The 21,476-nt window shown below is 47.2% G+C and carries 22 protein-coding genes; 19 read left to right on the top strand and 3 right to left on the bottom strand.

Annotation, left to right across the window (positions count from 1 at the left end):
• Positions 1-59: 59 nt before the first annotated feature.
• Positions 60-1,484: an amino acid permease gene (locus tag BCOA_RS19830; RefSeq protein ID WP_014095895.1), complete on the bottom strand. Its 1,425-nt coding sequence runs from the start codon at positions 1,482-1,484 to the stop codon at positions 60-62.
• A 562-nt stretch (positions 1,485-2,046) separates the two neighbouring features.
• Here BCOA_RS19830 and BCOA_RS19825 point away from each other — a divergent pair.
• The 15 genes from BCOA_RS19825 (at position 2,047) to BCOA_RS19765 (ending at position 15,624) form a co-directional block, all read left to right on the top strand.
• On the top strand, positions 2,047-2,889 hold the full coding sequence (locus tag BCOA_RS19825) for a DegV family protein (RefSeq protein WP_014095894.1): 843 nt from the start codon (positions 2,047-2,049) through the stop codon (positions 2,887-2,889).
• Positions 2,890-3,190: 301 nt separating this feature from the next.
• Complete coding sequence (locus tag BCOA_RS19820) at positions 3,191-4,576, top strand: DEAD/DEAH box helicase (RefSeq protein WP_014095892.1); 1,386 nt, start codon at positions 3,191-3,193, stop codon at positions 4,574-4,576.
• Positions 4,569-5,276 (top strand): ComF family protein, encoded by a 708-nt coding sequence (locus tag BCOA_RS19815; protein WP_014095891.1) that lies wholly within the window; start codon positions 4,569-4,571, stop codon positions 5,274-5,276. The genes BCOA_RS19820 and BCOA_RS19815 overlap by 8 nt, the downstream gene beginning before the upstream one ends.
• A gap of 66 nt (positions 5,277-5,342) precedes the next feature.
• A complete protein-coding gene (locus tag BCOA_RS19810; RefSeq protein ID WP_013858610.1) occupies positions 5,343-5,738 on the top strand; it encodes a TIGR03826 family flagellar region protein in 396 nt (131 codons plus the stop codon).
• Between the two features lie 70 nt (positions 5,739-5,808).
• Positions 5,809-6,075: a flagellar biosynthesis anti-sigma factor FlgM gene (gene flgM, locus BCOA_RS19805; RefSeq protein WP_014095890.1), complete on the top strand. Its 267-nt coding sequence runs from the start codon at positions 5,809-5,811 to the stop codon at positions 6,073-6,075.
• 12 nt (positions 6,076-6,087) lie between these two features.
• Positions 6,088-6,558, top strand: a complete 471-nt coding sequence (locus BCOA_RS19800; RefSeq protein ID WP_014095889.1) for a flagellar protein FlgN — start codon at positions 6,088-6,090, stop codon at positions 6,556-6,558.
• A 22-nt stretch (positions 6,559-6,580) separates the two neighbouring features.
• Complete coding sequence (flgK, locus tag BCOA_RS19795) at positions 6,581-8,197, top strand: flagellar hook-associated protein FlgK (RefSeq protein WP_014095888.1); 1,617 nt, start codon at positions 6,581-6,583, stop codon at positions 8,195-8,197.
• A 14-nt stretch (positions 8,198-8,211) separates the two neighbouring features.
• Positions 8,212-9,105 carry a flagellar hook-associated protein FlgL gene (flgL, locus tag BCOA_RS19790; RefSeq protein ID WP_013858614.1) on the top strand — a complete coding sequence of 298 codons (894 nt, stop codon included), beginning with the start codon at positions 8,212-8,214 and terminating at the stop codon, positions 9,103-9,105.
• A 205-nt stretch (positions 9,106-9,310) separates the two neighbouring features.
• Complete coding sequence (fliW, locus tag BCOA_RS19785) at positions 9,311-9,760, top strand: flagellar assembly protein FliW (protein ID WP_014095887.1); 450 nt, start codon at positions 9,311-9,313, stop codon at positions 9,758-9,760.
• A 4-nt stretch (positions 9,761-9,764) separates the two neighbouring features.
• Positions 9,765-10,004, top strand: a complete 240-nt coding sequence (csrA, locus tag BCOA_RS19780; RefSeq protein WP_013858616.1) for a carbon storage regulator CsrA — start codon at positions 9,765-9,767, stop codon at positions 10,002-10,004.
• Positions 10,005-10,122: 118 nt separating this feature from the next.
• The gene (locus BCOA_RS35665) at positions 10,123-10,212 is read left to right on the top strand and encodes an SEC-C metal-binding domain-containing protein (protein WP_160330826.1); all 90 of its coding nucleotides are present in this window, start codon (positions 10,123-10,125) and stop codon (positions 10,210-10,212) included.
• A gap of 228 nt (positions 10,213-10,440) precedes the next feature.
• Positions 10,441-11,712: a flagellin N-terminal helical domain-containing protein gene (locus tag BCOA_RS19775; protein WP_014095886.1), complete on the top strand. Its 1,272-nt coding sequence runs from the start codon at positions 10,441-10,443 to the stop codon at positions 11,710-11,712.
• A gap of 245 nt (positions 11,713-11,957) precedes the next feature.
• Entirely contained in the window at positions 11,958-12,086 is a 129-nt protein-coding gene (locus BCOA_RS35515) for a hypothetical protein (RefSeq protein ID WP_257677564.1), read from the top strand.
• 512 nt (positions 12,087-12,598) lie between these two features.
• Positions 12,599-15,019 (top strand): Lon protease family protein, encoded by a 2,421-nt coding sequence (locus BCOA_RS19770; RefSeq protein WP_014095884.1) that lies wholly within the window; start codon positions 12,599-12,601, stop codon positions 15,017-15,019.
• A 281-nt stretch (positions 15,020-15,300) separates the two neighbouring features.
• Entirely contained in the window at positions 15,301-15,624 is a 324-nt protein-coding gene (locus BCOA_RS19765) for a hypothetical protein (RefSeq protein WP_258435220.1), read from the top strand.
• Between the two features lie 257 nt (positions 15,625-15,881).
• Here the strand turns inward: BCOA_RS19765 and BCOA_RS34515 are convergent, their stop codons facing one another.
• Positions 15,882-16,022, bottom strand: coding sequence for a ribbon-helix-helix protein, CopG family (locus BCOA_RS34515; RefSeq protein WP_003352379.1), 141 nt, complete (start codon positions 16,020-16,022; stop codon positions 15,882-15,884).
• Between the two features lie 87 nt (positions 16,023-16,109).
• Between BCOA_RS34515 and BCOA_RS19760 the strand changes: the two genes are divergently transcribed.
• Together BCOA_RS19760 and BCOA_RS19755 are read left to right on the top strand one after the other, a co-directional pair.
• Positions 16,110-17,228 (top strand): RNA-guided endonuclease InsQ/TnpB family protein, encoded by a 1,119-nt coding sequence (locus tag BCOA_RS19760; RefSeq protein WP_014095882.1) that lies wholly within the window; start codon positions 16,110-16,112, stop codon positions 17,226-17,228.
• Between the two features lie 446 nt (positions 17,229-17,674).
• Positions 17,675-18,256, top strand: coding sequence for a DNA-3-methyladenine glycosylase (locus BCOA_RS19755; protein WP_041818203.1), 582 nt, complete (start codon positions 17,675-17,677; stop codon positions 18,254-18,256).
• A 210-nt stretch (positions 18,257-18,466) separates the two neighbouring features.
• Here BCOA_RS19755 and BCOA_RS19750 read toward each other — a convergent pair whose 3' ends face one another.
• Entirely contained in the window at positions 18,467-18,706 is a 240-nt protein-coding gene (locus BCOA_RS19750) for a hypothetical protein (RefSeq protein WP_014095880.1), read from the bottom strand.
• Between the two features lie 300 nt (positions 18,707-19,006).
• Here BCOA_RS19750 and flaG point away from each other — a divergent pair, with 300 nt between their 5' ends.
• Together flaG and fliD are read left to right on the top strand one after the other, a co-directional pair.
• The gene (flaG, locus tag BCOA_RS19745; protein WP_014095879.1) at positions 19,007-19,375 is read left to right on the top strand and encodes a flagellar protein FlaG; all 369 of its coding nucleotides are present in this window, start codon (positions 19,007-19,009) and stop codon (positions 19,373-19,375) included.
• 12 nt (positions 19,376-19,387) lie between these two features.
• Positions 19,388-21,472 carry a flagellar filament capping protein FliD gene (gene fliD / locus BCOA_RS19740; protein ID WP_014095878.1) on the top strand — a complete coding sequence of 695 codons (2,085 nt, stop codon included), beginning with the start codon at positions 19,388-19,390 and terminating at the stop codon, positions 21,470-21,472.
• The last annotated feature ends 4 nt before the right edge of the window (positions 21,473-21,476 follow it).

Here is a 21,476-nt window from a genome sequence, read left to right as displayed (position 1 = left end):
GCATTGCCATGCAGGCGTTCTTTTGTCCGCTGGGCAGGTGTTCCTGTTGTCTCCCTATTTCAATTTTTAACCGGATCAGCCGGTGTTCTGTCATCTTTCCAATGCCCGAGTTCACTGTGCCGGTACCCGTATCCGAAATAAATGGCAAGCCCGATGATGAACCATACGAGAAAGCCAATCCAGGTCACTTTTGACAGGTGGACCATTAAATAACCACACGCGATTACTGCCAGCACCGGAATAACCGGGACGAACGGCGTTTTAAAACTGCGCGGGATGTCCGGCCGTGTTTTTCTGAGCACAATGACACTGATCGAGACAACAATAAAAGCAAACAAAGTGCCGATATTGGTCAATTCTGCAAGCTGGTTCAGCGGGACAACGGCTGAGAAAACCGTTGCCATCAGCCATGTCAAGATGATGCTTCTTGTCGGCGTTTTTGTCTTTTCCGTCAGTTTTGAGATCGATTTTGGAAGCAGACCGTCGCGGCTGATCGCAAAGAAAAGGCGCGTCTGCCCGTACATCATGACAAAGAGAACGGTTGTAATGCCAAGAATTGCACCGAGTGAAACAAAGCCTGCCACCCAATTCTGATGGACAACCCGGAGCGCAAACGCAACCGGATCGCCGACATTCAGCTTGGCATACGGAATCATCCCGGTCAGCACTGCAGATACAGCGACATAAAGGACAATGCAAATCGCAAGAGAAGAAATAATTCCGATCGGCATATCCCGCTGTGGGTTGCGGACCTCTTCAGCCGCAGACGAAACGGCATCAAATCCGATATAAGCGAGGAATGCGGTTGCCGCCCCTTTTATGATGCCGCTAAAGCCATAAGGCATAAATGGTGTCCAGTTCGCTGGTTTGACATAAAAAATGCCGACAGCGAGGAATAAAAGAATGACGCCGATTTTAATACAGACCATGACATTATTGATTTTGCTCGATTCCTTCACGCCGGTCAGCAATACAGCAGAAAGGAAGAACACGATCACTACAGCCATCAGGTCAATATACGAACCTTTGGCCGGATTATAAGCGCCGCTTAAAGTCTGCGGCAAATGGATGCCAAATCCGCGTACAAGATCCTGGAAATAGGCGGACCAGCCGCTCGCTACAACTGAACAGGCCAGGCCGTATTCGAGAATTAAGTCCCATCCGAGCACCCAGGCAAACAACTCGCCAAACGTTGCATAACTATAAGTGTACGCACTTCCTGAAGCAGGGATCATAGAAGCGAATTCAGCATAGCATAAAGCTGTTAACGCACAGGCAATCCCTGAAAAAATAAAGGACAGAATGATTGCCGGGCCTGCCGCCTGCGCAGCAACAATACCGGTCAAAACAAAAATGCCTGTTCCGATGACCGCCCCCACGCCAAGCATAGTCAAATCAAAGGGGCCAAGGGCTTTTTGCAGGCTCTTTTTTCCGCGGGCCTGCTTAAGCATGTAATCCATTGATTTTTTCCTGAATAATTCCATGTCGAAAATCTCCTTCTATTTGCAGCCAACCCAGTGATGAAGATGTGATCCAATAATTTTGCCAACGGAGAATTTTCAAATATTTTAAAACTGAACGATACACCTTTTGTCTCTGAGTTGCATGCACCATTTGAGTTACCTTAGACATTCTACAAAATATGACATGATTTGTAAAGGACAGATAAAACAGAAAATTAAGTTTTGAAAAAGGCGAAAACACGAACGTTTTCTGGAAAAGATTTATTTTTCCGTTAAAGAAAGCGCCATCAAGTGAATGATTGTATGCTGAACCATACGGATTCTTCCTTTTTTGGCTTCCGGATCTGGTATTATTTACAATTTTGTATCATTTGCGAAATCTTGAAGTGAAAAGGAAATTTTTGCAGTGAAGGGAATCTACGGCAGGATTGAAATAGCATTTTACACACTTGCAGGAGAATTGGGGGATTTGGCAAAAAACACCAGCCACAAAACAGATTTCCATATTGCAAAAAGAAGACGGCTGACAAATGGTTCCTGATTCTATAAAATAAAAATAGGAAAGCGGAAGGGAGATGGAAAAATGAGGACGGCCATTGTGACCGACAGTACCGCTTATATTCCAAAAGAAGTACGCGAAAAATATTCGATTTACATGATTCCATTGAATGTGATTTTCGGGCAGGAAGAATACCGCGAAGAAGTTGACATTACAGCAGATGTGTTTTTTGAAAAAATGCGCATGGCGGACGAGCTTCCAACATCCTCGCAGCCGTCAATCGGCCAGTTTGTCGAACTGTTTGAACAGCTTGCCAAAGACTACGATGCCGTCATCAGCATCCACTTGTCCAAAAAAATCAGCGGGACATACCAGGGTGCCGTAACCGCATCCGGGATGGTGGAAGGGATAAAAGTGTACCCTTACAATTCCGGCTGGAGCTGCATGGCACAGGGATTTTACGCGATTGATGCGGCGAAAATGGCGCTTGCCGGAAAAGAACCGGAAGACATCCTCGCCCGCCTCGATGAATTAAAAGCATCCACGAAAGCCTACTTCATGGTCGATGATCTCACCCACCTTCAGCGCGGCGGAAGGCTGTCCGGATCGCAGGCCGTTATCGGCAGCCTGTTAAAAATCAAGCCGCTATTAACTTTTGTTGATGATGAAATTGTCCCGTTTGAAAAAATCCGCACCCAGAAAAAAGCGCTCAACCGGATTTTTGACCTGCTCGGCGAGGATGCCGCCAAAGGCTTGCCACTAAAAAGCTCCATCATTCATGCCAATCGGGAAGAACAGGCGCTTGAGATCAAAGATGAATTGGAAAAACGCTTTCCAACCGTCGACTTTTCGATCAGCTACTTCGGCCCGGTCATCGCGACCCACCTTGGTGAAGGCGCGATCGGCATCGCCTGGATGCTGAAATAAGAGCCAGGCTGTTCCAAATCGCTGGAACAGCCCGGCATGATGGGATCATCCGGGACAAACTTGGCATAACACGCCCGAGGACAAGTCTTGAAACCCGCCGGACAGTCAATCACTTTGGAGGATTTTACCTCTTGGGACAAGTCCAAAAACCCGCCGGACAGCCAATCCGCGATTGAATAAGCGAAAAGGCGGTTGCACTCCATTATCCATACGGTCCTTTGCCTGCCATTTTCCCAAATCCGTTAGAACCGGGCTGCCCCCATTTTCCCACCCCCGCGATTAAAACAAAGGAGTGATCAGTTTGCCTTCTGTTTTCTCCGAACAGCTTCAACGCCACCTCGCCGGACGGATCCTGTTCGAACCGGAAATCCCTTTTTCACCGGAACTGCTTGATCAGCACTTTAAACAAGGCTGGATCCGCGCTGAGCCGGCGATACAGGGCGAATTCCCGCACTGTGTCTGCTTGCGCTGCGGCAACCGCGCGCCGCATCTTTTTGCCGAATTCCCTTGCGCCCACTGCGGGAAAACGAGCATTTATTGCCGGAACTGCCTGATGATGGGGCGGGTCACCGCATGCAAGCCGCTTATCACATGGGCAGGCCCTGCGCCCGCATTCCACTCGCCCAGGCACCCGCTCCATTGGGATGGCACCCTTTCTGAAGGGCAGCAGGCTGCATCCGAAGCGGTTAAAGCAGCCATTCTTCAAAAAAACGAGCTCTTGATTTGGGCTGTTTGCGGATCAGGGAAGACAGAGATCGTTTTCAAAGGGATTGAAGCGGCGCTTGCAAACGGCGAACGCGTCTGCATCGCAACCCCCAGAACAGATGTCGTCCTTGAACTTGCCCCCCGCTTCCGCCGCGTTTTCCCGGATATTCCGATTGCCGCGCTCTACGGCGGCAGCCCTGACCGCCATAAATGGGCGCAGCTCGTCATCTCCACTACCCACCAGCTGTACCGCTTTGCATCCGCCTTTGATGTCGTGATTGTAGATGAAGTGGACGCTTTTCCGTATACTTTCGATGAAACGCTGCAGTGCGCCGTTCAAAAAGCGGCAAAAGACCGCTGCGCCCGCATTTATCTTACCGCAACACCAAGTGAAACATGGCAGCTTGAATGCAAGACAGGTAAGCGCCCGTTTGTCACGATCCCGGCCCGCTATCACCGCAAGCCCCTCCCTGTTCCTGTATTCAAATGGGCAGGCAACTGGCGAAAAAAGTTTGAGAAAGGCAAGCTCCCGGTTCCGGTTGAAGCATGGGTAAAAAAGAGGCTTGAATCCGGAAAACAGGCGCTTCTTTTTCTCCCGAACATCCGCCTCATGAAAAAAGCAGAGCCGGTTTTTAAACAGCTGCATCCAGCGATTGAATCGGTGCACGCAGAAGACCCGGATCGGAAAGAAAAAGTGGAAAGGATGCGCGCCGGCAAAACGCCGCTTTTGCTAACAACGACCATTCTTGAACGCGGCGTCACGTTTCCGAATATTGATGTCTGTGTCGTCGGGGCGGAAGATGCTATCTTTACGGAAGCTGCCCTCGTCCAGATCGCGGGCCGAGCCGGAAGAAGCGCCGATTTCCCAAGTGGGGACGTGACGTTTTTCCATTACGGAAAATCAAATGCGATGGTGAAAGCACAGCGCCATATTCTCTCCATGAATGAAGAAGCGGGAAAGCGGGGGTTGCTCGATGCATGAATATTGCCTGTTCTGCCATCAGCCGCTTACCCATAAACTGTCCTGGCGCACGCTGATTTTTCCGCAGCCCGGACCACTTCTTTGCGAAGATTGCCGCGCGCAGCTTGAAAAAATTACACCGCCTGTCTGCCCGAAATGTTCCCGACCCCTGGCCAAGTTGGATGCTTCTTATGTGGAGGGAGCTCTGTGTCTTGACTGTGCCAGATGGGAACAAGACCCGGAATGGGCGGGCGTGCTGGATGAAAACATTTCGCTTTATACGTACAACGATTTTTGTAAAGAAATTTTTACCCGTTTCAAATTTCGCGGGGATTATGCGCTTGCCGCCATTTTTGCGGATGGCATCAAAGAGGTGCTTAAGTCCCGCACATTTGACTGCATCGTGCCGGTCCCACTCAGCCCGGAGCGCCTTTCCGAACGGCTTTTTAACCAGGCGGAGGCGCTCGCCCGTGCTGCCGGGCTCGAAACGGCAAACATTCTTCACCGCGTCCACGCTGAAAAGCAATCGAAAAAAACACGGGCTGACCGCATTCATCAAGCCCAAACTTTTTATATGGAAAAAGAAGTTTCAATCGAAGGCCGTTCCGTTTTACTGGTGGATGATATCTACACGACGGGTTCAACCGTCCGCCATGCAGCAAAAGTGTTGCGTGAAGCGGGCGCCCGAAAAATTGTATCGTTAACTGTGGCGAGAAGTTAAACACAACGAAATTTCTGCCGATATAGAAGATAGAAGACAAATGTGCCGGAAAAGGAGGCGGGCCGAATGGCGGAGTTGGCAAACTGCCCGAATTGCGGTAAATTATATGTCAAAAATTCCGTCCGCGATGTGTGTGAAGACTGTTATCGCGAGGAAGAAGCTGCATTTGAACGGGTTTTTCAATTCTTGCGGAAACGCGAAAACCGTGCGGCAACAATCGAGACAATTGTTGAAAAAAACAATGTCCCGGAAAAACTGGTTTTCAAATGGGTGCGGAGCGGCCGGCTTTTGATTGCGCATTTTCCGAATCTGGCATATCCTTGCGACCGTTGCGGAAAATTAATCCAGTCCGGAAAGTTATGCGAAGAATGTGCAAAAACGATTGCAAAAGATCTTGAACGTTTTGAAAAAGAAAAGAAACGGCAGGAAGAAATAAGGAAAAAGACTTATCACATCAAGTAAACATTGCGCAGCTTTATCCGATATAATAAACATAATGGAACGGATACTGTTTGAAAAAGGGGTGAGCCGAATGAAAATCAATCCGGTCAATACTTCAGGGATCAATCCGTATCAGCAGCAAGCCAGGCGGGATGTGCAGCAAACCGCCTCCAGCACCCGGAAAACGGATAAAGTGGAAATTTCTTCAGAAGCGAAACAGTTGCAAAAAACGTCCCAGTTTGAGCAGGAACGGAGCCGGAAAATTGAGGCTTTAAAACAACAGGTACAGCACGGAACCTATCAGCCGGATGCGGAAAAAACCGCTGAAGGCATTTTGAAATATTTTACAGGCAAGTAAGGAGGGGCGTAAATGGCTGCGGAAAAATTGATCCGATGTCTTGAAAAATTGCAGAAGCTCCATGAAAGCCTGTTTATCCTTGCCACCGAAAAAACCGAAGCGGTGAAAAAGCAGGAGATAGAACGGCTGCAAAAAATTACGCAGGAAGAACAGGCCCATATCCGTGCAATCGGCGCACTTGAACAGGAACGGGAAACGCTGGCAAAGACGCTTACCGGCGGCAATGGGACGCTGTCGGACTGCATCGCGGCCGTATCGGGGGAAGCACGGTCCCAGCTCGAAACATTGAGGGACAGCCTGATTGGCATCACAAAGAAGCTGAAACAGCAAAATGAGCTGAACCAGATGCTCCTTTATCATTCCCTTCAATTTACCCAATTCATGCTGGATCTGATTTATCCGAAAAATGAACCCACCACATACGGGCCGCCGTCCGGGCAAAAAGCGGCGGCCGCCATGCCGCGGTTCGACTCAAAAGCCTGAAAGAATACGGAGGAGAAGCAAGGTGTCCACTTTCTTTGGATTAGAAACAGCAAAACGGGCTTTGACGGCCCAACAGAATGCCCTGTACACCGTCGGGCAGAACGTGGCCAATGCTAATACCGACGGCTACACAAGGCAGCGGGTAAACTTGCAGGCAACAGACCCGTACCCCGCTGCTTCGATGAACCGCCCGGCCATCGCCGGACAGCTCGGGACAGGGGTGGAAGCGGGCGAAGTGCAGCGGATCCGCGACAAGTATCTCGATGTCCAATACCGGGAAAACAACAGTGCAGCCGGTTACTGGTCCGCCAAATCAGATGCATTAAGCAAAATGGAAGCCGTCATGGACGAAACCAGTACGGACAGCAGTTTGGCCAACACAATGGAAGCATTTTGGGAATCCCTGCAGGACTTAAGCACGAACCCGGAAGACGTATCTGCCCGATCGGTTGTTTTGGAACGCGGGCAGACGCTGACGGATACGTTCCACTATTTAAACAGCACGCTTTCCCAGTACAAAACGGATGTTGGCAGCGAAATCAGCGTATCGGTCAACGATATCAATTCCACTTTAAAACAGATCAGCGACTTAAACCAACAGATCGCTGTCCTGGAGCCGAACGGTTATTTGCCAAACGACTTGTATGACAAGCGGGACAGCCTTGTTGATAAGTTGTCCAATTATTTGAACGTAACCGTCGAAGTCCAAAAAAGCGGTGGAAATGCAAAAGCAAATGCGGACGGCATTTACAACATTAAAATGGCTGCTGCGGACGGCACAAGCGTATACCTTGTCCAAGGTTCAAATTACAATGCAGTCGAAGTGCAAGGGGGCACCGACAGCAACAGCGACGGCATCCTCGACGGGCCGCCGGCAAACGGGGAAATGACCGGCATCACAATCGGCGGGAAAAATTTTGCTGTCGCGGATACAACCGGCAAGGTCACGTTCCCGCAAGGCAAACTGTTGGGACTGATTGACAGCTACGGTTATCAGTATGCCGGCGCAAACGGCACAGTGGAAGCAGGGGCTTATCCGAGTTTGCTCGACAGCCTGGACAAACTCGCCTACACATTCGGAAACGTATTAAATGCTGTCCACGAAAAAGGGACAGACCTTAAAGGGAATGCCGGGACTGCCTTTTTTACGTTCGGTACCTTAACGGACTACAAAGGGGCCGCGGGTCAAATTGCCGTCAACAGCAGCCTTACATACGACAAAATCGCCGCCTCTTCAAATGGCGATTCCGGCGACGGGCTGAATGCCATTAATCTTGCAAATGTGGTTACCTTTGATTTAAGCAGCCAATCCGTGCAGCTTGAAGGGATCAGTGGCAGGCTTAACATTGCGGCACTCGGTCTGCCGCTTGCATCCGGCACCATCACCAGCAATTACGAAGGCCTCATTGGAAAGCTCGGGGTTGATGCCGAACAGGCAGGCAATATGCAGACAAATACCGCTTCCCTTTTGGATTCGGTGGATATGAACCGGAAGTCCGTCAGCTCGGTATCGGTTGATGAGGAATTAACCAATATGATCAAATACCAACAAGCCTATAATGCTGCAGCAAGGATGATTACTATGACAGACGAAATGCTCGATAAAATCATCAACGGCATGGGTGTTGTAGGCAGATAGGCAGGTGAAAAACGATGCGTGTAACCCAATCGATGCTCGCCAATAATTTCTTAAACAATTTAAACACAAGCTATAGTAAACTCGCGAAATACCAGGAACAGCTGTCTTCCGGCAAAAAGATCAACAAACTTTCGGATGACCCGCTGTCCGCGATGAAAGGCATTTCCTACCGGAGAACCGTCGCCCAGGTGAAGCAATACGAAGACAACTTCGCGGAAGCCAGCACTTGGATTGAATCGACAAATGACGCTCTTGATGAAGCCAATCAGGTGTTGCAGCGGATCCGGGAACTGACAGTGGAAGGGGCAACGGACACGAAGACTCCGACTGACAGGCAGTCGATCGCCGATGAAGTGGAACAACTTCGCGATCAGCTTGTCAATATTGCCAATACGAAAGTCAATGACAAATATATTTTTAACGGCACCCGGACGACGGAGAAGCCGATCAGTGGCGATATCAGCACGTTTGACGGCTCAACCAGCCTCGGCATGAACACCAATCCGGTAAAAATCGAACTGTCAAATGGCATTTATCTGCAAGTCAATGCGAACGGAGCAAATGCTTTTTCTGATGATCTGTTTAAAGACCTGAACCATTTAATCAGCGATTTAAAATCCGGCACATCGGCAAGCGGCTTTGACAGCTATTTGGGCAAAATTGACGGCCATATTGACAATGTGCTGAGCGAACTGTCGCAGGCCGGGGCGCGGAGCAACCGCCTTGATTTGATGAAAGACCGCGTCACCCAGCAGGAAACAACGGCAACGAAGATCATGGCCGGAAACGAAGATGTGGATATCGATAAGGCGTACACGGACTTTTCCGTTGCATCCGGCGCCTATATTGCTGCGTTAAAAGTCGGCGCACAAGTGATCCAGCCGACATTGCTCGACTTTTTGAAATAATACGGGGACACCACCCTGCTTTGCCAGGTGGTGCCGTTTTTTTATCTGAATGTTTTTGAACCGGGCGGGGCAGGAGCGGAACGCCGGTTAGCAGCAGAAACATGCATGCCCCCCCAAAGGTTTAGAAAACGCAAAAGAATATGCCCATCGAAAGGAGAGAAGGCGGTTTTCCCCGGCAGCAAAAGTCGGGGACCCCTCACTAAACATGATGAAGCTTCAAACAAAATACCACGGTGAAGTGGAAATAGAGGATGCAGCTATATGGCATTTTGAAGGCGGGATTCCGGGATTTCCGGATGAGAAATCCTTTGTTTTGCTGCCGCTTTTGGACGACGGCATTTACATGGTCCTCCAGTCAACGGCGTCACCCTATGTCGCTTTTGTCGTCACAAGCCCGTTTTTGTTTTTCCGAGATTATGAATTTAACATTGATGATGCCACGCTTGAACAGCTGTCGATTGAAAAAGAGGAAGATGTGCGGGTTTATGCCATTTTGACGGTCCGTGATCCGTTTTCGGAAACAACAGCCAATTTGCAGGCCCCGCTCATTATGAACGAAAAGAATCATAAGGCGAAACAACTGATTTTAAACGACCGGCATTACCACACAAGGCACCCGCTCTTTGCGGACGGGCCGGACAAGGAAAAGGGGTGAGAAGATGCTGATTTTATCGCGGAAAAAAGGCGAGTCGATCCAAATCGGCGATGACATTGAAATCACTATCGCCGCGATCCATGGCGACCAGGTCAAAATCGGCATCAACGCCCCAAAACATGTTGAAATTCACCGGAAAGAAGTGTACTTGGACATACAGGAAGAAAACGCGAACGCCGCAAAAAATATCGAAGGCCTGCTCCACCTGCTTGCCCAATCCAAGAAAGGCAGCGGGGGCGCGTGATATGGGCAGTTAAAAAAAGTCCGGGGACACATTGGTTAGCGGTACTTTTTTGATTTTCAATACGGTGCCGGGCTTTTTTGGAGGGAATCGGGCTTGAAAAACGGGTGGGCAAATTTTAGTGCAGGCATGCTCGTGCGGAAGCGGGGAAAAATATAAGAAATGCTGCGGGCGGCAGGGCAGGCAGCAACAGGCCCCAGTATATTTTTGAACCTGTTACTGCACACAACGGGAAATCCTCCCCAAGACAACAGTATCCGCACTTCCCAGTCCCTCAAAAACCAATCCGCACGAAAAAATTTCTTTAAAACTATTAAATCAAATGTTTCCCCATCCGATATAAAGAGTGAGCGGGGGAACAGGGCGGCCGACCTCGAACCCCGTTAAAAAATTCCGCCCACAAGGATGTGGGTGCACAACATTCAAGGAGGAAACATAGATGATTATCAATCACAACATTGCAGCGTTGAACACGTTGAACCACTTAAATGCTGCAACCAACGCGCAATCAAAAGCCATGCAAAAACTGTCTTCAGGGCTTCGTATCAACGGTGCTGCTGATGATGCAGCAGGCCTTGCCATTTCCGAAAAAATGCGTTCACAAATCCGTGGCCTCGACCAGGCGACAAAAAATGCCCAGGATGCAACTTCCTTGCTCCAAACTGCTGAGGGCGCACTGAATGAAACGCATGATATTTTACAACGTATGCGGGAATTAGCGGTACAATCATCTAACGACACAAATACGGATGATGACCGACAAAACATTCAAAGTGAAATGTCACAGTTGGAAAGCGAAATTGACCGGATCGGCAATACAACCCAGTTCAACACAAAAAATCTGTTAGACGGTTCAATGGGAAAAGCAGTTACGGAAGCTGTGGCAAATGAAAATACAAGCGGCATTTTTAAGGTTAAAGGAGAAACAGATACCTCTTTACTTTCTGACACTAATGCTTTACTTACTAACCTTACAGATAAGGACGGCAATTCACTAGGCATTACGGCTGGGGACAAAATCACTGTCACTTATGTCAAAAATGGAACGACAACAACATATACTGTAGATGTGGAAGATGGTACAAAATTATCAAATATTGATGGATCTGATACTGATGGAAGTGGAAAGAAATTAGATGGAACACTTACTGCTAAAGACGGCGCTCTGATATTAGCAGCTGATGAAGCAGGAACGGCTAATGCGATTGAAGGCATCACGATTACCGTCCAAGACAAAAATGGGAATGTCAGAACAGCTGCAACCAACGCCCTTTCTTCTTTTAAAGAAACGAAAGCTGCAGCAGATGTCCGTTCCGATGGTTCCGCAACTTTCTTAATTGGGGCAAACGGAGGACAAAATTTACAGGTAGATATCAATGATATGCGCGCACAAGCCTTAGGTGTCAGCGGGTTGCAAGTGTCGACGCAGACACAGGCAAATGCAGCGATTAAAGTCATTGACAATGCCATTCAAAAAGTATCGGCTGAAAGAGGCAAACTTGGTGCTTTTGAAAATCGTTTAGACCACACCGTCAACAACTTGAGCACTTCATCAGAAAACTTAACTTCTGCTGAATCACGTATTCGTGACGTTGACATGGCGAAAGAAATGTCTGAACAAACGAAGCAATCGATCCTTGCCCAAGCAGCACAAGCGATGCTGGCTCAAGCCAACCAGCAGCCACAGCAAGTATTGCAATTGTTGCGTTAATTTTAGGTTTAGCCAAGGAGGCCTTTTCCAGGGCCTCCTTTTTATATTTGATATTCCATTTCCGGCACTTTTGACCGGCGGAGCAGATTCCGATGTTAGAATGAAGAAACTGGACATTCACTTGGAGCCCGCATTTGGAATTCCATACATTTGATTTGGACAAAGTTCAGGTCAACGTGGGAACAATATAGACGAAGGATAAAAGCGATACCGCCGGCAACCTATCAGCCTATCCGTGGCTGATGATGCTTTCTGCTGCGGATTACCGGAAAAAGACGATTGGCACGGACATTTTGCAGGAACTGGAGAAATGGGCGATGAATGAGCAGGAAGTATTCACGAAATCAAAGAGTGGGAAAGAGGGAGAGGCTTAAAGAATAGAAGAAAAAAGAAATCCGAAATGGTGATCACCTATGACAAAGGTCGGAAGAAAAAAGAGGAAGCAAGCATGTTTACCCCAATGCTTCCTCTTTTTAGCTGCTATATCTATCGATGGTTACGCTGCCACTTAACCGGATCCCGATCAAGCCGTTTCCGTTGCTTGCAATATTCTTTACTCCTCTTTCTCTTCCTTCCTGTCCATTGTCCCGTCTGTCAGTGTTTTGTCAGCCAGCTTCTTCGTTTTCTTCTTTTCATTTTCTTCTTCATTTTTCAACTGTTTATCGGACATGTTTCACACTTCCTTTTTTCTGTAGTATACCCTTGGATCCGCCATCCGAAACCATGGCGGCAATCGGAAAACCTGCCCGGATCTCGTTCCTGCGTGTTCCTATTTCGATCCGTTTTAAAAATGTTCACTTTTTGACATGCCGCCATTTTGCAGGAATTCCGAAAAAAATGTCGAAATGCTACAGGGAGAGCATTGCCTATATTGGGAGGGATTGCAATGAATCAGGAAGAATATGAAACAGTTTTATCCGTACACCGTGTGCCTGTCTCATCCTTACGTTCGGAATGCAACCCGGACGAGTTTCCGTTTGAAACGACAGATGAGTTGGAAACGCTGCCGAATGAAATGATCGGACAACAGCGGGCGGAACAGGCGATGGATTTCGGTTTGTCTGTCGAGCAGTCCGGTTACAATTTATTCGTCGTCGGGCCGTCCGGGACGGGCAGAATGACGTATACGCAACACAGTGTCGAAAAGCTTGCATCCGAACGGCCGGTGCCGGATGACTGGTGTTATGTCAACAATTTTGAAAATCCGGACCGGCCGCTTGTCATCAATTTGCCGGCTGGAAGCGGCCTCCGTTTTCAGCGCAAGATGGAGACCCTTTTGATTGATATTGAACGGGAACTCCGCGCCACTTTTTCAAATGAAGAAACGGAAAAGAAGAAGCGGAATATCATTGACGCGTCGCAAAACCAGGTCGAGGCACTTTGGAGAGAAACGGAAATGTTCGCGTCCGGGCTGAATTTTAAATTGGAGCGGACCCCGGCCGGCATTCAAACCATTCCGCTTTTTTTCGGCCGGCCGATGGAAAAAGAAGAATACGAGCGGCTTTCCGATGCCAACAAAGAAAAATTGAAAGAACGGGAAAAACAGCTTGAGGAAAAAATCAATGAAACGGTGTACCAGATCCGGAAAATTGAAGAACAGCTCCGGAAAAATCTCGACCGTTTTCATAAAGAGACAGCTGCTTTTACCATTGAAGGCCTGTTCCAGCCGCTCAAAGAAGCTTACCGCGATTTTCCAAAAGTCCTCCGCTATCTCGAAGAATACAACCATGATGTTGTCGAGCATTTTTCGCTGTTTTTAACCGACCAGGAAGAAGGAAACGCCGTCGTCCAGGCGCTGACCGGCAGCAAAGAGCAGCAGCTCCAGCGCTATGCCGTCAATCTCCTTGTCAGCCATAAAAACGGCCAGGGCGCGCCTGTCATCTATGAAACGAACCCGACATACCAAAACTTATTCGGGAAAATCGAGTACCGCGGCGCGTTCGGCAGCTGGACGACCAATTTCACGCTCGTTAAACCGGGCGCAATCCATATGGCGAACGGGGGCTATTTAATTTTGCAGGCTGCCGAACTGCTGTCGCAGCCGTATGCATGGACCCTTTTAAAACGCGCGTTGCAAACGGGGAAAATCCAGATTGAAGACCCGTTTGCTGAAAGAGGCGCTTTCCCGACGAGCGGCCTTAAGCCTGAGCCTGTCCCGCTCAATATCAAAGTGATCATTATCGGGTCTTACTATTTATACGATTTGTTATCAAGCGTGGATGAAGATTTCCATAAGCTGTTTAAAGTGAAAGTCGAGTTTGACACGGTGATGAAGCGGGATGCGGAAAACCGCAGGAAAATGGCTTATTTTATCAAAAATTATGCAGATCGGAAAAACCTTCTCCCGTTCCACCGGCGCGCCGTTGCGAAAGTCATTGACCACAGTGCGCGCCTTGCCGGAGAACAGGAGAAACTGACAGCGCGCTTCCAGGACCTGACAAAAATTCTCGTCGAATCAGGTTACTGGGCGAAAAAAGAAGGAAGCGCCTGCGTAGACAGCCATCATATCCGCAAAGCGCTGGAAGAGCAGGCAAACCGGACGAACCATATTTCCGAACAATACCGCGAAATGATCCATAACGGGACGATTATGGTGGATACGGACGGCGAACGGGTAGGCCAAATTAACGGCCTGGCTGTGATGGGGACAAGGGATGCAACATTCGGCATTCCGACAAAAATTACGGCGCAAACGTTTGTCGGGAAAAGCGGCATTATGAACATTGAGCGGGAAACCTCTTTAAGCGGACAGATTCATAACAAAGGGCTGCTCATTTTAACCGGGTTTTTATCCGGCATGTTTGCCAAAAACAAGCCGATCCCGCTTTCGGCGAGCATCACATTTGAACAGACCTATTCGCTTATTGACGGGGACAGCGCCTCCAGTACCGAATTGTATGTGCTTCTTTCATCGCTTGCCGGCGTGCCGATCAAACAGGGCATTGCCGTTACCGGTTCAGTGAACCAGTGGGGCGAGATTCAGCCGATCGGCGGTGTAAATGAAAAAATAGAAGGCTTTTTCGCCATTTGCAAAGATCGCGGGCTGACAGGGCGCCAGGGCGTCATTATTCCGCAGCAAAATGTTTGCAATTTGATGCTGCATGATGAAGTCGTGGATGCCGTGAAAGCCGGCCAATTCCACATATGGGCCGTTCGCCATATTTCGGAAGGGATTGAAATTTTAACCGGCGAAAGCGCGGGAGCAGAACGCACTTCCGGCGGCCGCTTCCCGGACGGCACCATTTTTGCAAAAGTGGAAGCCCGTTTTCAAAAAATGTATGAATCTGTAAAAGAAACGAAACAATAATGTAATCTGGCGGGCAAAGAGAGCCCGCCTTTATTATAATTTTTTGGCAAGAACTAGTCTGAAAGGATCATTTCCGTTTTACGCTCTATAATGGTTCCTTCTTTTGCGGTTATAATAATAAAACAGGCAAATGTGAAAAATTTTCATCATCCCGTTTTTCATCGTTTCAAATCCGTATTGCATAAAGGGGGAAGGGGGCGCTGATGTGGCAATGCAAAAAAAGATACAGAGCGTGCAGCCCGGCATCTGCATCGTCGTGTAGAAAGGATTTGAGTTTGAAATTGAGCAAAACATCAAGTGAGGATTTTAAAAAAATTCCGTTGAGTGAGAATCAGATCAGAGGAATTCTCCACTCTTTCATGCATTCGTTTGAATCAATTGAAGTGCAGACAAGCAAAGACAGGCACCGGGAATTGACAATCGAGCAGGCAATCGATTTGCTTGTCCGCAATATGAGCAGGGAAAGTATACTCGATTTTATCCACCAGCTTAACATCATCCGCGAGCGCCGTTCGAGCGTGCTGGCTTATGTGAAATACATTTTGACAGCATTAGTCGTGCGCCTGGAACAAAGCGGAAAAAGGGATATCAATCGTTATAACTAAACTGGAGATGGCTGCCTTTTCCCCCGGCTCCGGTAACTGCTGTAACGTAACCGTTATCGCGAAAGGGAAGCTCCATTCTTGAATGTGCAAAGAAAGCTTTGAATGGAAAACATTTTTCCATTCCGGTTTATCGTAAGGGAAAGGTGTATAGGTTTTAACGGCTTTCTGAAAGAAGTCTCCCATCCTCAAGGAATGTGAAGGTGCGAATCGCACCAATGAGTAGGTGGGAGATGAATTTCGGTTGGCTTTAGCCAAAGTTATTTTTCCAATCCTTTTCTCAACAATTCTAAGATTGCGGCTGTTCTAGTTGGAATCCCATTTTCTTTTTGATATTGCTCCAATTTTTCTAATATCGTCTTAGGCATACGAATTTCTACACGTTCTTTCTCTTCTCTCATGATTATCACCTCATATTGATTGTACGGATTTTTTACTATATAATCAATATATACGAAATTTTTCCGCACAAAGTGAGGTGATTTGATATGGCCAAGCAAAACAAAGCTTTCAAGTTTCGTTTGTTACCAAACAAAGAACAATCCGCATTATTAGCTAAGACATTTGGTTGTGTTCGCTTTGTCTACAATAAGATGTTAGCTGAACGCAAAGAAACGTATGAAAAGTTCAAGGATGATAAAGAATTGCTTAAAAAGCAAAAGTTTCCGACCCCTGCAAAATATAAAAGTGAATTTCCATTCCTAAAAGAAGTGGATTCTTTAGCTTTGGCAAATGCACAAATGAACTTACAGACTGCTTATAAGAATTTCTTTGAAGGAAATGCAGATTTTCCAAAGTTCAAAAATCGTAAAGCAAAACAATCCTATACAACTAATATGGTCAACGGAAATATTAAGCTAGAAAATGGTCATATCAAACTGCCAAAAATCAAAAAGCCAATAAAAATGAAACAACATAGAGAGATACCTGCTGATTATAAAATCAAATCTTGCACTATTTCTAAAACAAAGACAGGCAAATACTACATTTCAATTTTGACAGAATATGAGAAAGATATTCGTCCAGTTAAAATACAGAAAGTTGTTGGTTTGGATTTTGCTATGGATGGTCTATATGTCGAGAGTGAACAGGGTAAGAAAGCCAATTACCCACGTTACTATCGGCAAGCCTTAGATAAATTAGCAAAAGCACAACGAATTCTTTCTCGAAGAAAGAAAGGTTCTGCACGTTGGAACAAGCAACGACTAGTAGTGGCTAAGTTACATGAGAAAGTGGCGAACCAACGCATGAATTTTCTTCATCATAAGTCAAAAGAATTAGCTTCTAACTTTGATGCTGTCGTGATTGAGGACTTGAACATGAAAGGGATGTCTCAAGCCCTTCACTTTGGGAAAAGCGTTCATGATAACGGCTGGGGGATGTTCACTACTTTCTTAGCGTATAAGCTAAAAGAACAGGGGAAACAACTTGTGAAAATTGATAAGTGGTTTCCCTCCACTAAGAAGTGTTCATGTTGCGGCAAGGAAAAAGAAATGCCATTATCTGAACGTGTATATAAATGTTCTTGCGGCTTTGTATTAGATCGCGATCACAATTCAGCAATCAATATCAAAAATGAGGGATTACGCTTATTAGCGTTATCATAAGTAACAAAACTCTTGGAACAAGAGGGTTAGCTCGGTCAGTTTTCGTTGGCTAGTAAAAGCAACGATAAGTCGAGAAGCCCCCACTTCAATCAAACCGTAAGGTTGATAAGTGGTGGGTAGTTCACAACGAAGGAACCATTGCTGGATGGAAAGATGCGTCTGGTTCCGGATTCCGCAATCGCAGCAGCGTAACCGTTATCGTGCAAGGCATGTTTAAAAATACGAAGGAACCATTGCCGGATGGAAAGCTGTTTTTGCATGGATGGGAAGAAGGGGTTTTCGAAGCGTTCGGGATATCAATCGTTCATTGCATGGGAAGATGCTTTTGGCCGGATACCATATGATATGGAGAAAGGAGTTAAAGTGCCCTTTGCCGGGTATCATTAATGTACGGAAAGTAGCGCCCCATATAGAAAGGAGGCATTCATGTGAGAAAAGCCCCGCTTATGCCTTTGCCGGCGGCTTTTTTTAAACAAGATACGCTGGAGCTGGCGCGTGCCCTTCTCGGTTGCCTGCTCGTCAAAGAGACGGAAGAAGGGACGGCGGCCGGTTTTATTGTCGAAACGGAAGCATACATGGGTGCATGGGACAGGGCCGCGCACAGTTATGGAAACCGGCGGACGAAAAGAACGGAAATCATGTACCATGGCCCGGGCCACGTGTATACATACCAAATGCATACCCACTGCCTCGTGAATGTCGTCAGCGGCCGGGAAGGCACCCCGGAAGCCATCCTGATCCGTGCCGTGGAACCTTTTATTGGAACGGAGCTGATGTTTGCCCGCCGGAAAGTCAAGGAAGCAAAGCAACTCACAAACGGTCCCGGGAAGTTAACAAAAGCATTAGGCATTACAATGGAAGACTACGGGCGCGTATTTTACGAACGCCCACTCTTTATTGCGGAAGGTTACGAACCGGAACAAATCGAAACCGGCCCGCGCATCGGAATCGATAACACCGGTGAAGCCAAACATTACCCGTACCGGTTCTGGATAAAAGAAAACCGTTATGTATCGAGGCGGGCGTAAACGGCAAAGGCGGTGCGTGAAGAAAGTGCCAAAGAGAAAAAACACCGGCATTTAGCCGGTGCCGGGCGATTATATGAAAACGGATTCTTTACGCCTTGTGTCCAACGACCATCGCTTATTAAAACCAGCAAATGATCCGCTACTCTATTTCTTAAACGGGAGGCCGGCGCAAAGTTGAAATCGGCTTAAAGGCCGGCTTCTTGCGTCGGACTACCAGAAATAGCCGTAGCCGCCGTACGGGAAGCCGTAGCCGCCGTAAAGCGCAGGTGCGAGCAATGCCGATGTTGCCAGGCCGCCTGCAAACCCTCCGAGGAACGGGCCAAAACCGAATCCCCATGGCCTAAAACCCCATGGCCGGAATCCGAAGCCTCCAAATCCCCATGGCCGCAATCTTACATCTTCATGGTTAAATGTTTCATAATAAGGAACTTCTTGATAACCTGTATTCAAAGTTTTTTCCTCCTCAACCCCATTATTTTTTGTACGATAAAGCATATGTGAAAAACCCGGTGCCTGTATGGGTATTTGCCTTTTATCCCAAAAATTTGCGCTGCTTCACCCGTTCCGGCATGGACACCTCTGAAAAAACCCCTCCGGCTTCAGGTAAGGCATTCGCCAAAGTGAAATTTTAAAGCGGCGGATGTTAAAAACGGCTGGAAACATCCGATACAAATAGTAGACAAAAAAGCGGTTTTGTTCCGCCATGAAACAAGGCATGGCGGGAACGCCGGAACATAAGGAGAACTTGCTATGATTGGAGCGACGCAGTGGCAGGCTGCGCATCCGCCTCTTGCAACCAGTACACCGCAGGCACAAAAGGCAACCGGGGCGGATCAGGCCAGGCCAATTGTGACAAAAGAAAACAGGGAACAAAGCCTTCCCGCCAATGAAGAAACGAAAGAAAAAGTGAAAAAAGCGGTGGACCAGCTGAACCATTTCCTGTCCGGATCCTCCACCCATTTAAAATTTCAATTTCATGACCAGCTAAAAGAATATTATGTTACGATTATCGACGACAAGACGGACCAGGTGATTAAAGAAATTCCGCCGAAAAGGATTTTGGATACGTATGCCGATATGCTGCACCATGTCGGGATTCTGGCCGATGAAAAGGTATAAGGAGGGAATTGAATGACATCCATACAAAGAATCACAGGGCTTGCGAGCGGCATGGACATCGATTCCATTGTCGAAAAAATGATGACCGCGGCAAAACAGCCTTTGGTCAAACTGCAGCAGCAAAAGCAAATTTTGGAGTGGCAGGAAGAAGACTACCGGACGCTGAACCAAAAATATTTTGACTTCCGCTCCACGCTGTCCAACATGAAATTGACTTCCAAGTACAGGGCACGCACGACGACTTCATCAAATGAAAGCTATGTAACGGCAACAGCGGCGAATAATGCATCGCTGGGGTCAACGACAATTCAAAGTGTAACACAATTGGCGACGGCAGCGACGAGGGTAGCCGCAGCCCCAATTTCAACAGATTCATCCAATAAGGTTGATTTGAATCAATCCTTATGGAAACAGTCAGGAAATTTCAGCGGGTCAATCGAATGGAGCCAAGGGGGAGTAATATCGGATACCATAACAGCCAAAGGGGACTCCACAGATCCAACGTCTGTTACGTTTGACTTAAAGGGCACACTTAACAGTAATATGCCAATGAATGTAAAAATGAACGGAAAAACTTATGAAGTGGTGACAGATCCGTCCGTTACGCTCAGTGATAACCAGGTTTTACTTACAACTGCTGGCGGGCAGGCAACATTAAAATTTAATTCAAATATTTCCGCCGGGACGAGCATTAGTGTTGAATACGTGGTGGATAAAGCAACAAAAAGTGCAACCGTCTCGTCTGATACGAAATCAATACAATTGGACTTTGGGGACATTATCACCGATTCATTTACTATGACAGTTGGAAACAATAACGTCTCACTCTCCCAAGGCACGGACGGAAATATGAATTTATTCATTGGTTCGACCCAGATCGGCACCCTTAATCCGGAAACGGGAAAAATTGATTTTAATAGCGATTTCGGGTCAATTTATAGCGGTTCTGCTATCCAAATCAGCTACCAGCAAAATTACACTTCTTTTAACTTAAAAACGTATACTTCAAGCGGGCTGGTGAACGGCAATTTTTATATCGGCGCGGATAAAACGTTAAATGATGTCATTTCTAAAGTGAACAATTCAAACTTAGGTTTGACAATGTATTATGACGAATATAAAGATATGTTTACGCTGACGAGAAAAGAGACCGGTAATTTTAATTCGTCTTCATCTGTGGATAACGGTAATGAAATCATTATTTCTTCTGATACAGATACTTACGATTTTTTGCGGGATACATTAAAATTTAGCGGCAGCACTGAATACGGTGGTACGAATGCCGTGTTCAACATAAATGGGTTGGATACCGAACGGACATCCAACACGTTCGCCATCAACGGCGTAACGTACACCCTTAAAAGCAAATTTGATACACCCGTCACGGTTACGGTCTCTAACGATACGGACACCATTTTCAAAAACATCAAAGATTTTGTGGACCAGTATAACAGCCTGATTGATGCCGTGCAGTCGAAGCTGAATGAAGACCGCTACCCGGATTATGCGCCGCTTACGGACGACCAACGCAAGGAATTGACGGACACGCAGCAGGACCAATGGGATAAAAAAGCGAGAAGCGGCCTTTTAAGGAATGATATGACGCTGAAAAGTTCCCTGTCGAACATGCGGTCATTGATTTATTCAAAAGTAAATAACGCCAATATTTCATCCGAATACAGCCAATTATCAAGCATCGGCATCACGACAACTTCCGACTGGCTGGAAGGCGGCAAGCTGGAAATTGATGAAGACAAGCTGAAGGCTGCGATCCAAAACGATCCGGATTCGGTTGAACTCCTGTTTCGCGCGTCCGGTAGCACAACATCGGAAAAAGGCATTGTCCAAAGGCTGTACGACAGCGTCAATCAAACGTATAACACGATCGTTGACAAAGCCGGAAAGTCCACTTATGTGAACACCCAGTTCACGATCGGGAAAAACATCAACGATTTGACGGATAAAATTAGTGACATGAATGACAAACTGGACAAGCTTGAAGACCGTTATTATGCGCAGTTTACAGCAATGGAGCAAGCGATCCAAAAATACAACAGCCAATATACTTATTTATCCAGCTTTTTCAGTCAGCAATAGTTAA

This window comes from Heyndrickxia coagulans 36D1 (genome assembly GCF_000169195.2).
GTDB classification, from domain to species: Bacteria; Bacillota; Bacilli; order Bacillales; family Bacillaceae_C; genus Weizmannia; species Weizmannia faecalis.
Note: the sequence above shows the minus strand (reverse complement) of the source record. Positions and strands in the feature narration are given on the sequence as shown.

Bases quoted from the DNA above. Each gene is read 5' to 3' on its own strand.
- BCOA_RS19825 (WP_014095894.1), top strand. From the start codon at position 2,047: ATGAGGACGGCCATTGTGACCGACAGTACCGCTTATATTCCAAAAGAA.
- BCOA_RS19760 (WP_014095882.1), top strand. From the start codon at position 16,110: ATGGCCAAGCAAAACAAAGCTTTCAAGTTTCGTTTGTTACCAAACAAA.
- flaG (WP_014095879.1), top strand. From the start codon at position 19,007: ATGATTGGAGCGACGCAGTGGCAGGCTGCGCATCCGCCTCTTGCAACC.
- BCOA_RS19770 (WP_014095884.1), top strand. From the start codon at position 12,599: ATGAATCAGGAAGAATATGAAACAGTTTTATCCGTACACCGTGTGCCT.
- BCOA_RS19775 (WP_014095886.1), top strand. From the start codon at position 10,441: ATGATTATCAATCACAACATTGCAGCGTTGAACACGTTGAACCACTTA.
- flgM (WP_014095890.1), top strand. From the start codon at position 5,809: ATGAAAATCAATCCGGTCAATACTTCAGGGATCAATCCGTATCAGCAG.
- fliW (WP_014095887.1), top strand. From the start codon at position 9,311: ATGATGAAGCTTCAAACAAAATACCACGGTGAAGTGGAAATAGAGGAT.
- BCOA_RS35515 (WP_257677564.1), top strand. From the start codon at position 11,958: ATGCTTTCTGCTGCGGATTACCGGAAAAAGACGATTGGCACGGACATT.
- BCOA_RS19755 (WP_041818203.1), top strand. From the start codon at position 17,675: ATGCCTTTGCCGGCGGCTTTTTTTAAACAAGATACGCTGGAGCTGGCG.
- BCOA_RS19830 (WP_014095895.1), bottom strand. From the start codon at position 1,484: ATGGAATTATTCAGGAAAAAATCAATGGATTACATGCTTAAGCAGGCC.
- BCOA_RS19815 (WP_014095891.1), top strand. From the start codon at position 4,569: ATGCATGAATATTGCCTGTTCTGCCATCAGCCGCTTACCCATAAACTG.
- csrA (WP_013858616.1), top strand. From the start codon at position 9,765: ATGCTGATTTTATCGCGGAAAAAAGGCGAGTCGATCCAAATCGGCGAT.
- flgL (WP_013858614.1), top strand. From the start codon at position 8,212: ATGCGTGTAACCCAATCGATGCTCGCCAATAATTTCTTAAACAATTTA.
- BCOA_RS19800 (WP_014095889.1), top strand. From the start codon at position 6,088: ATGGCTGCGGAAAAATTGATCCGATGTCTTGAAAAATTGCAGAAGCTC.
- BCOA_RS34515 (WP_003352379.1), bottom strand. From the start codon at position 16,022: ATGAGAGAAGAGAAAGAACGTGTAGAAATTCGTATGCCTAAGACGATA.
- fliD (WP_014095878.1), top strand. From the start codon at position 19,388: ATGACATCCATACAAAGAATCACAGGGCTTGCGAGCGGCATGGACATC.
- BCOA_RS19810 (WP_013858610.1), top strand. From the start codon at position 5,343: ATGGCGGAGTTGGCAAACTGCCCGAATTGCGGTAAATTATATGTCAAA.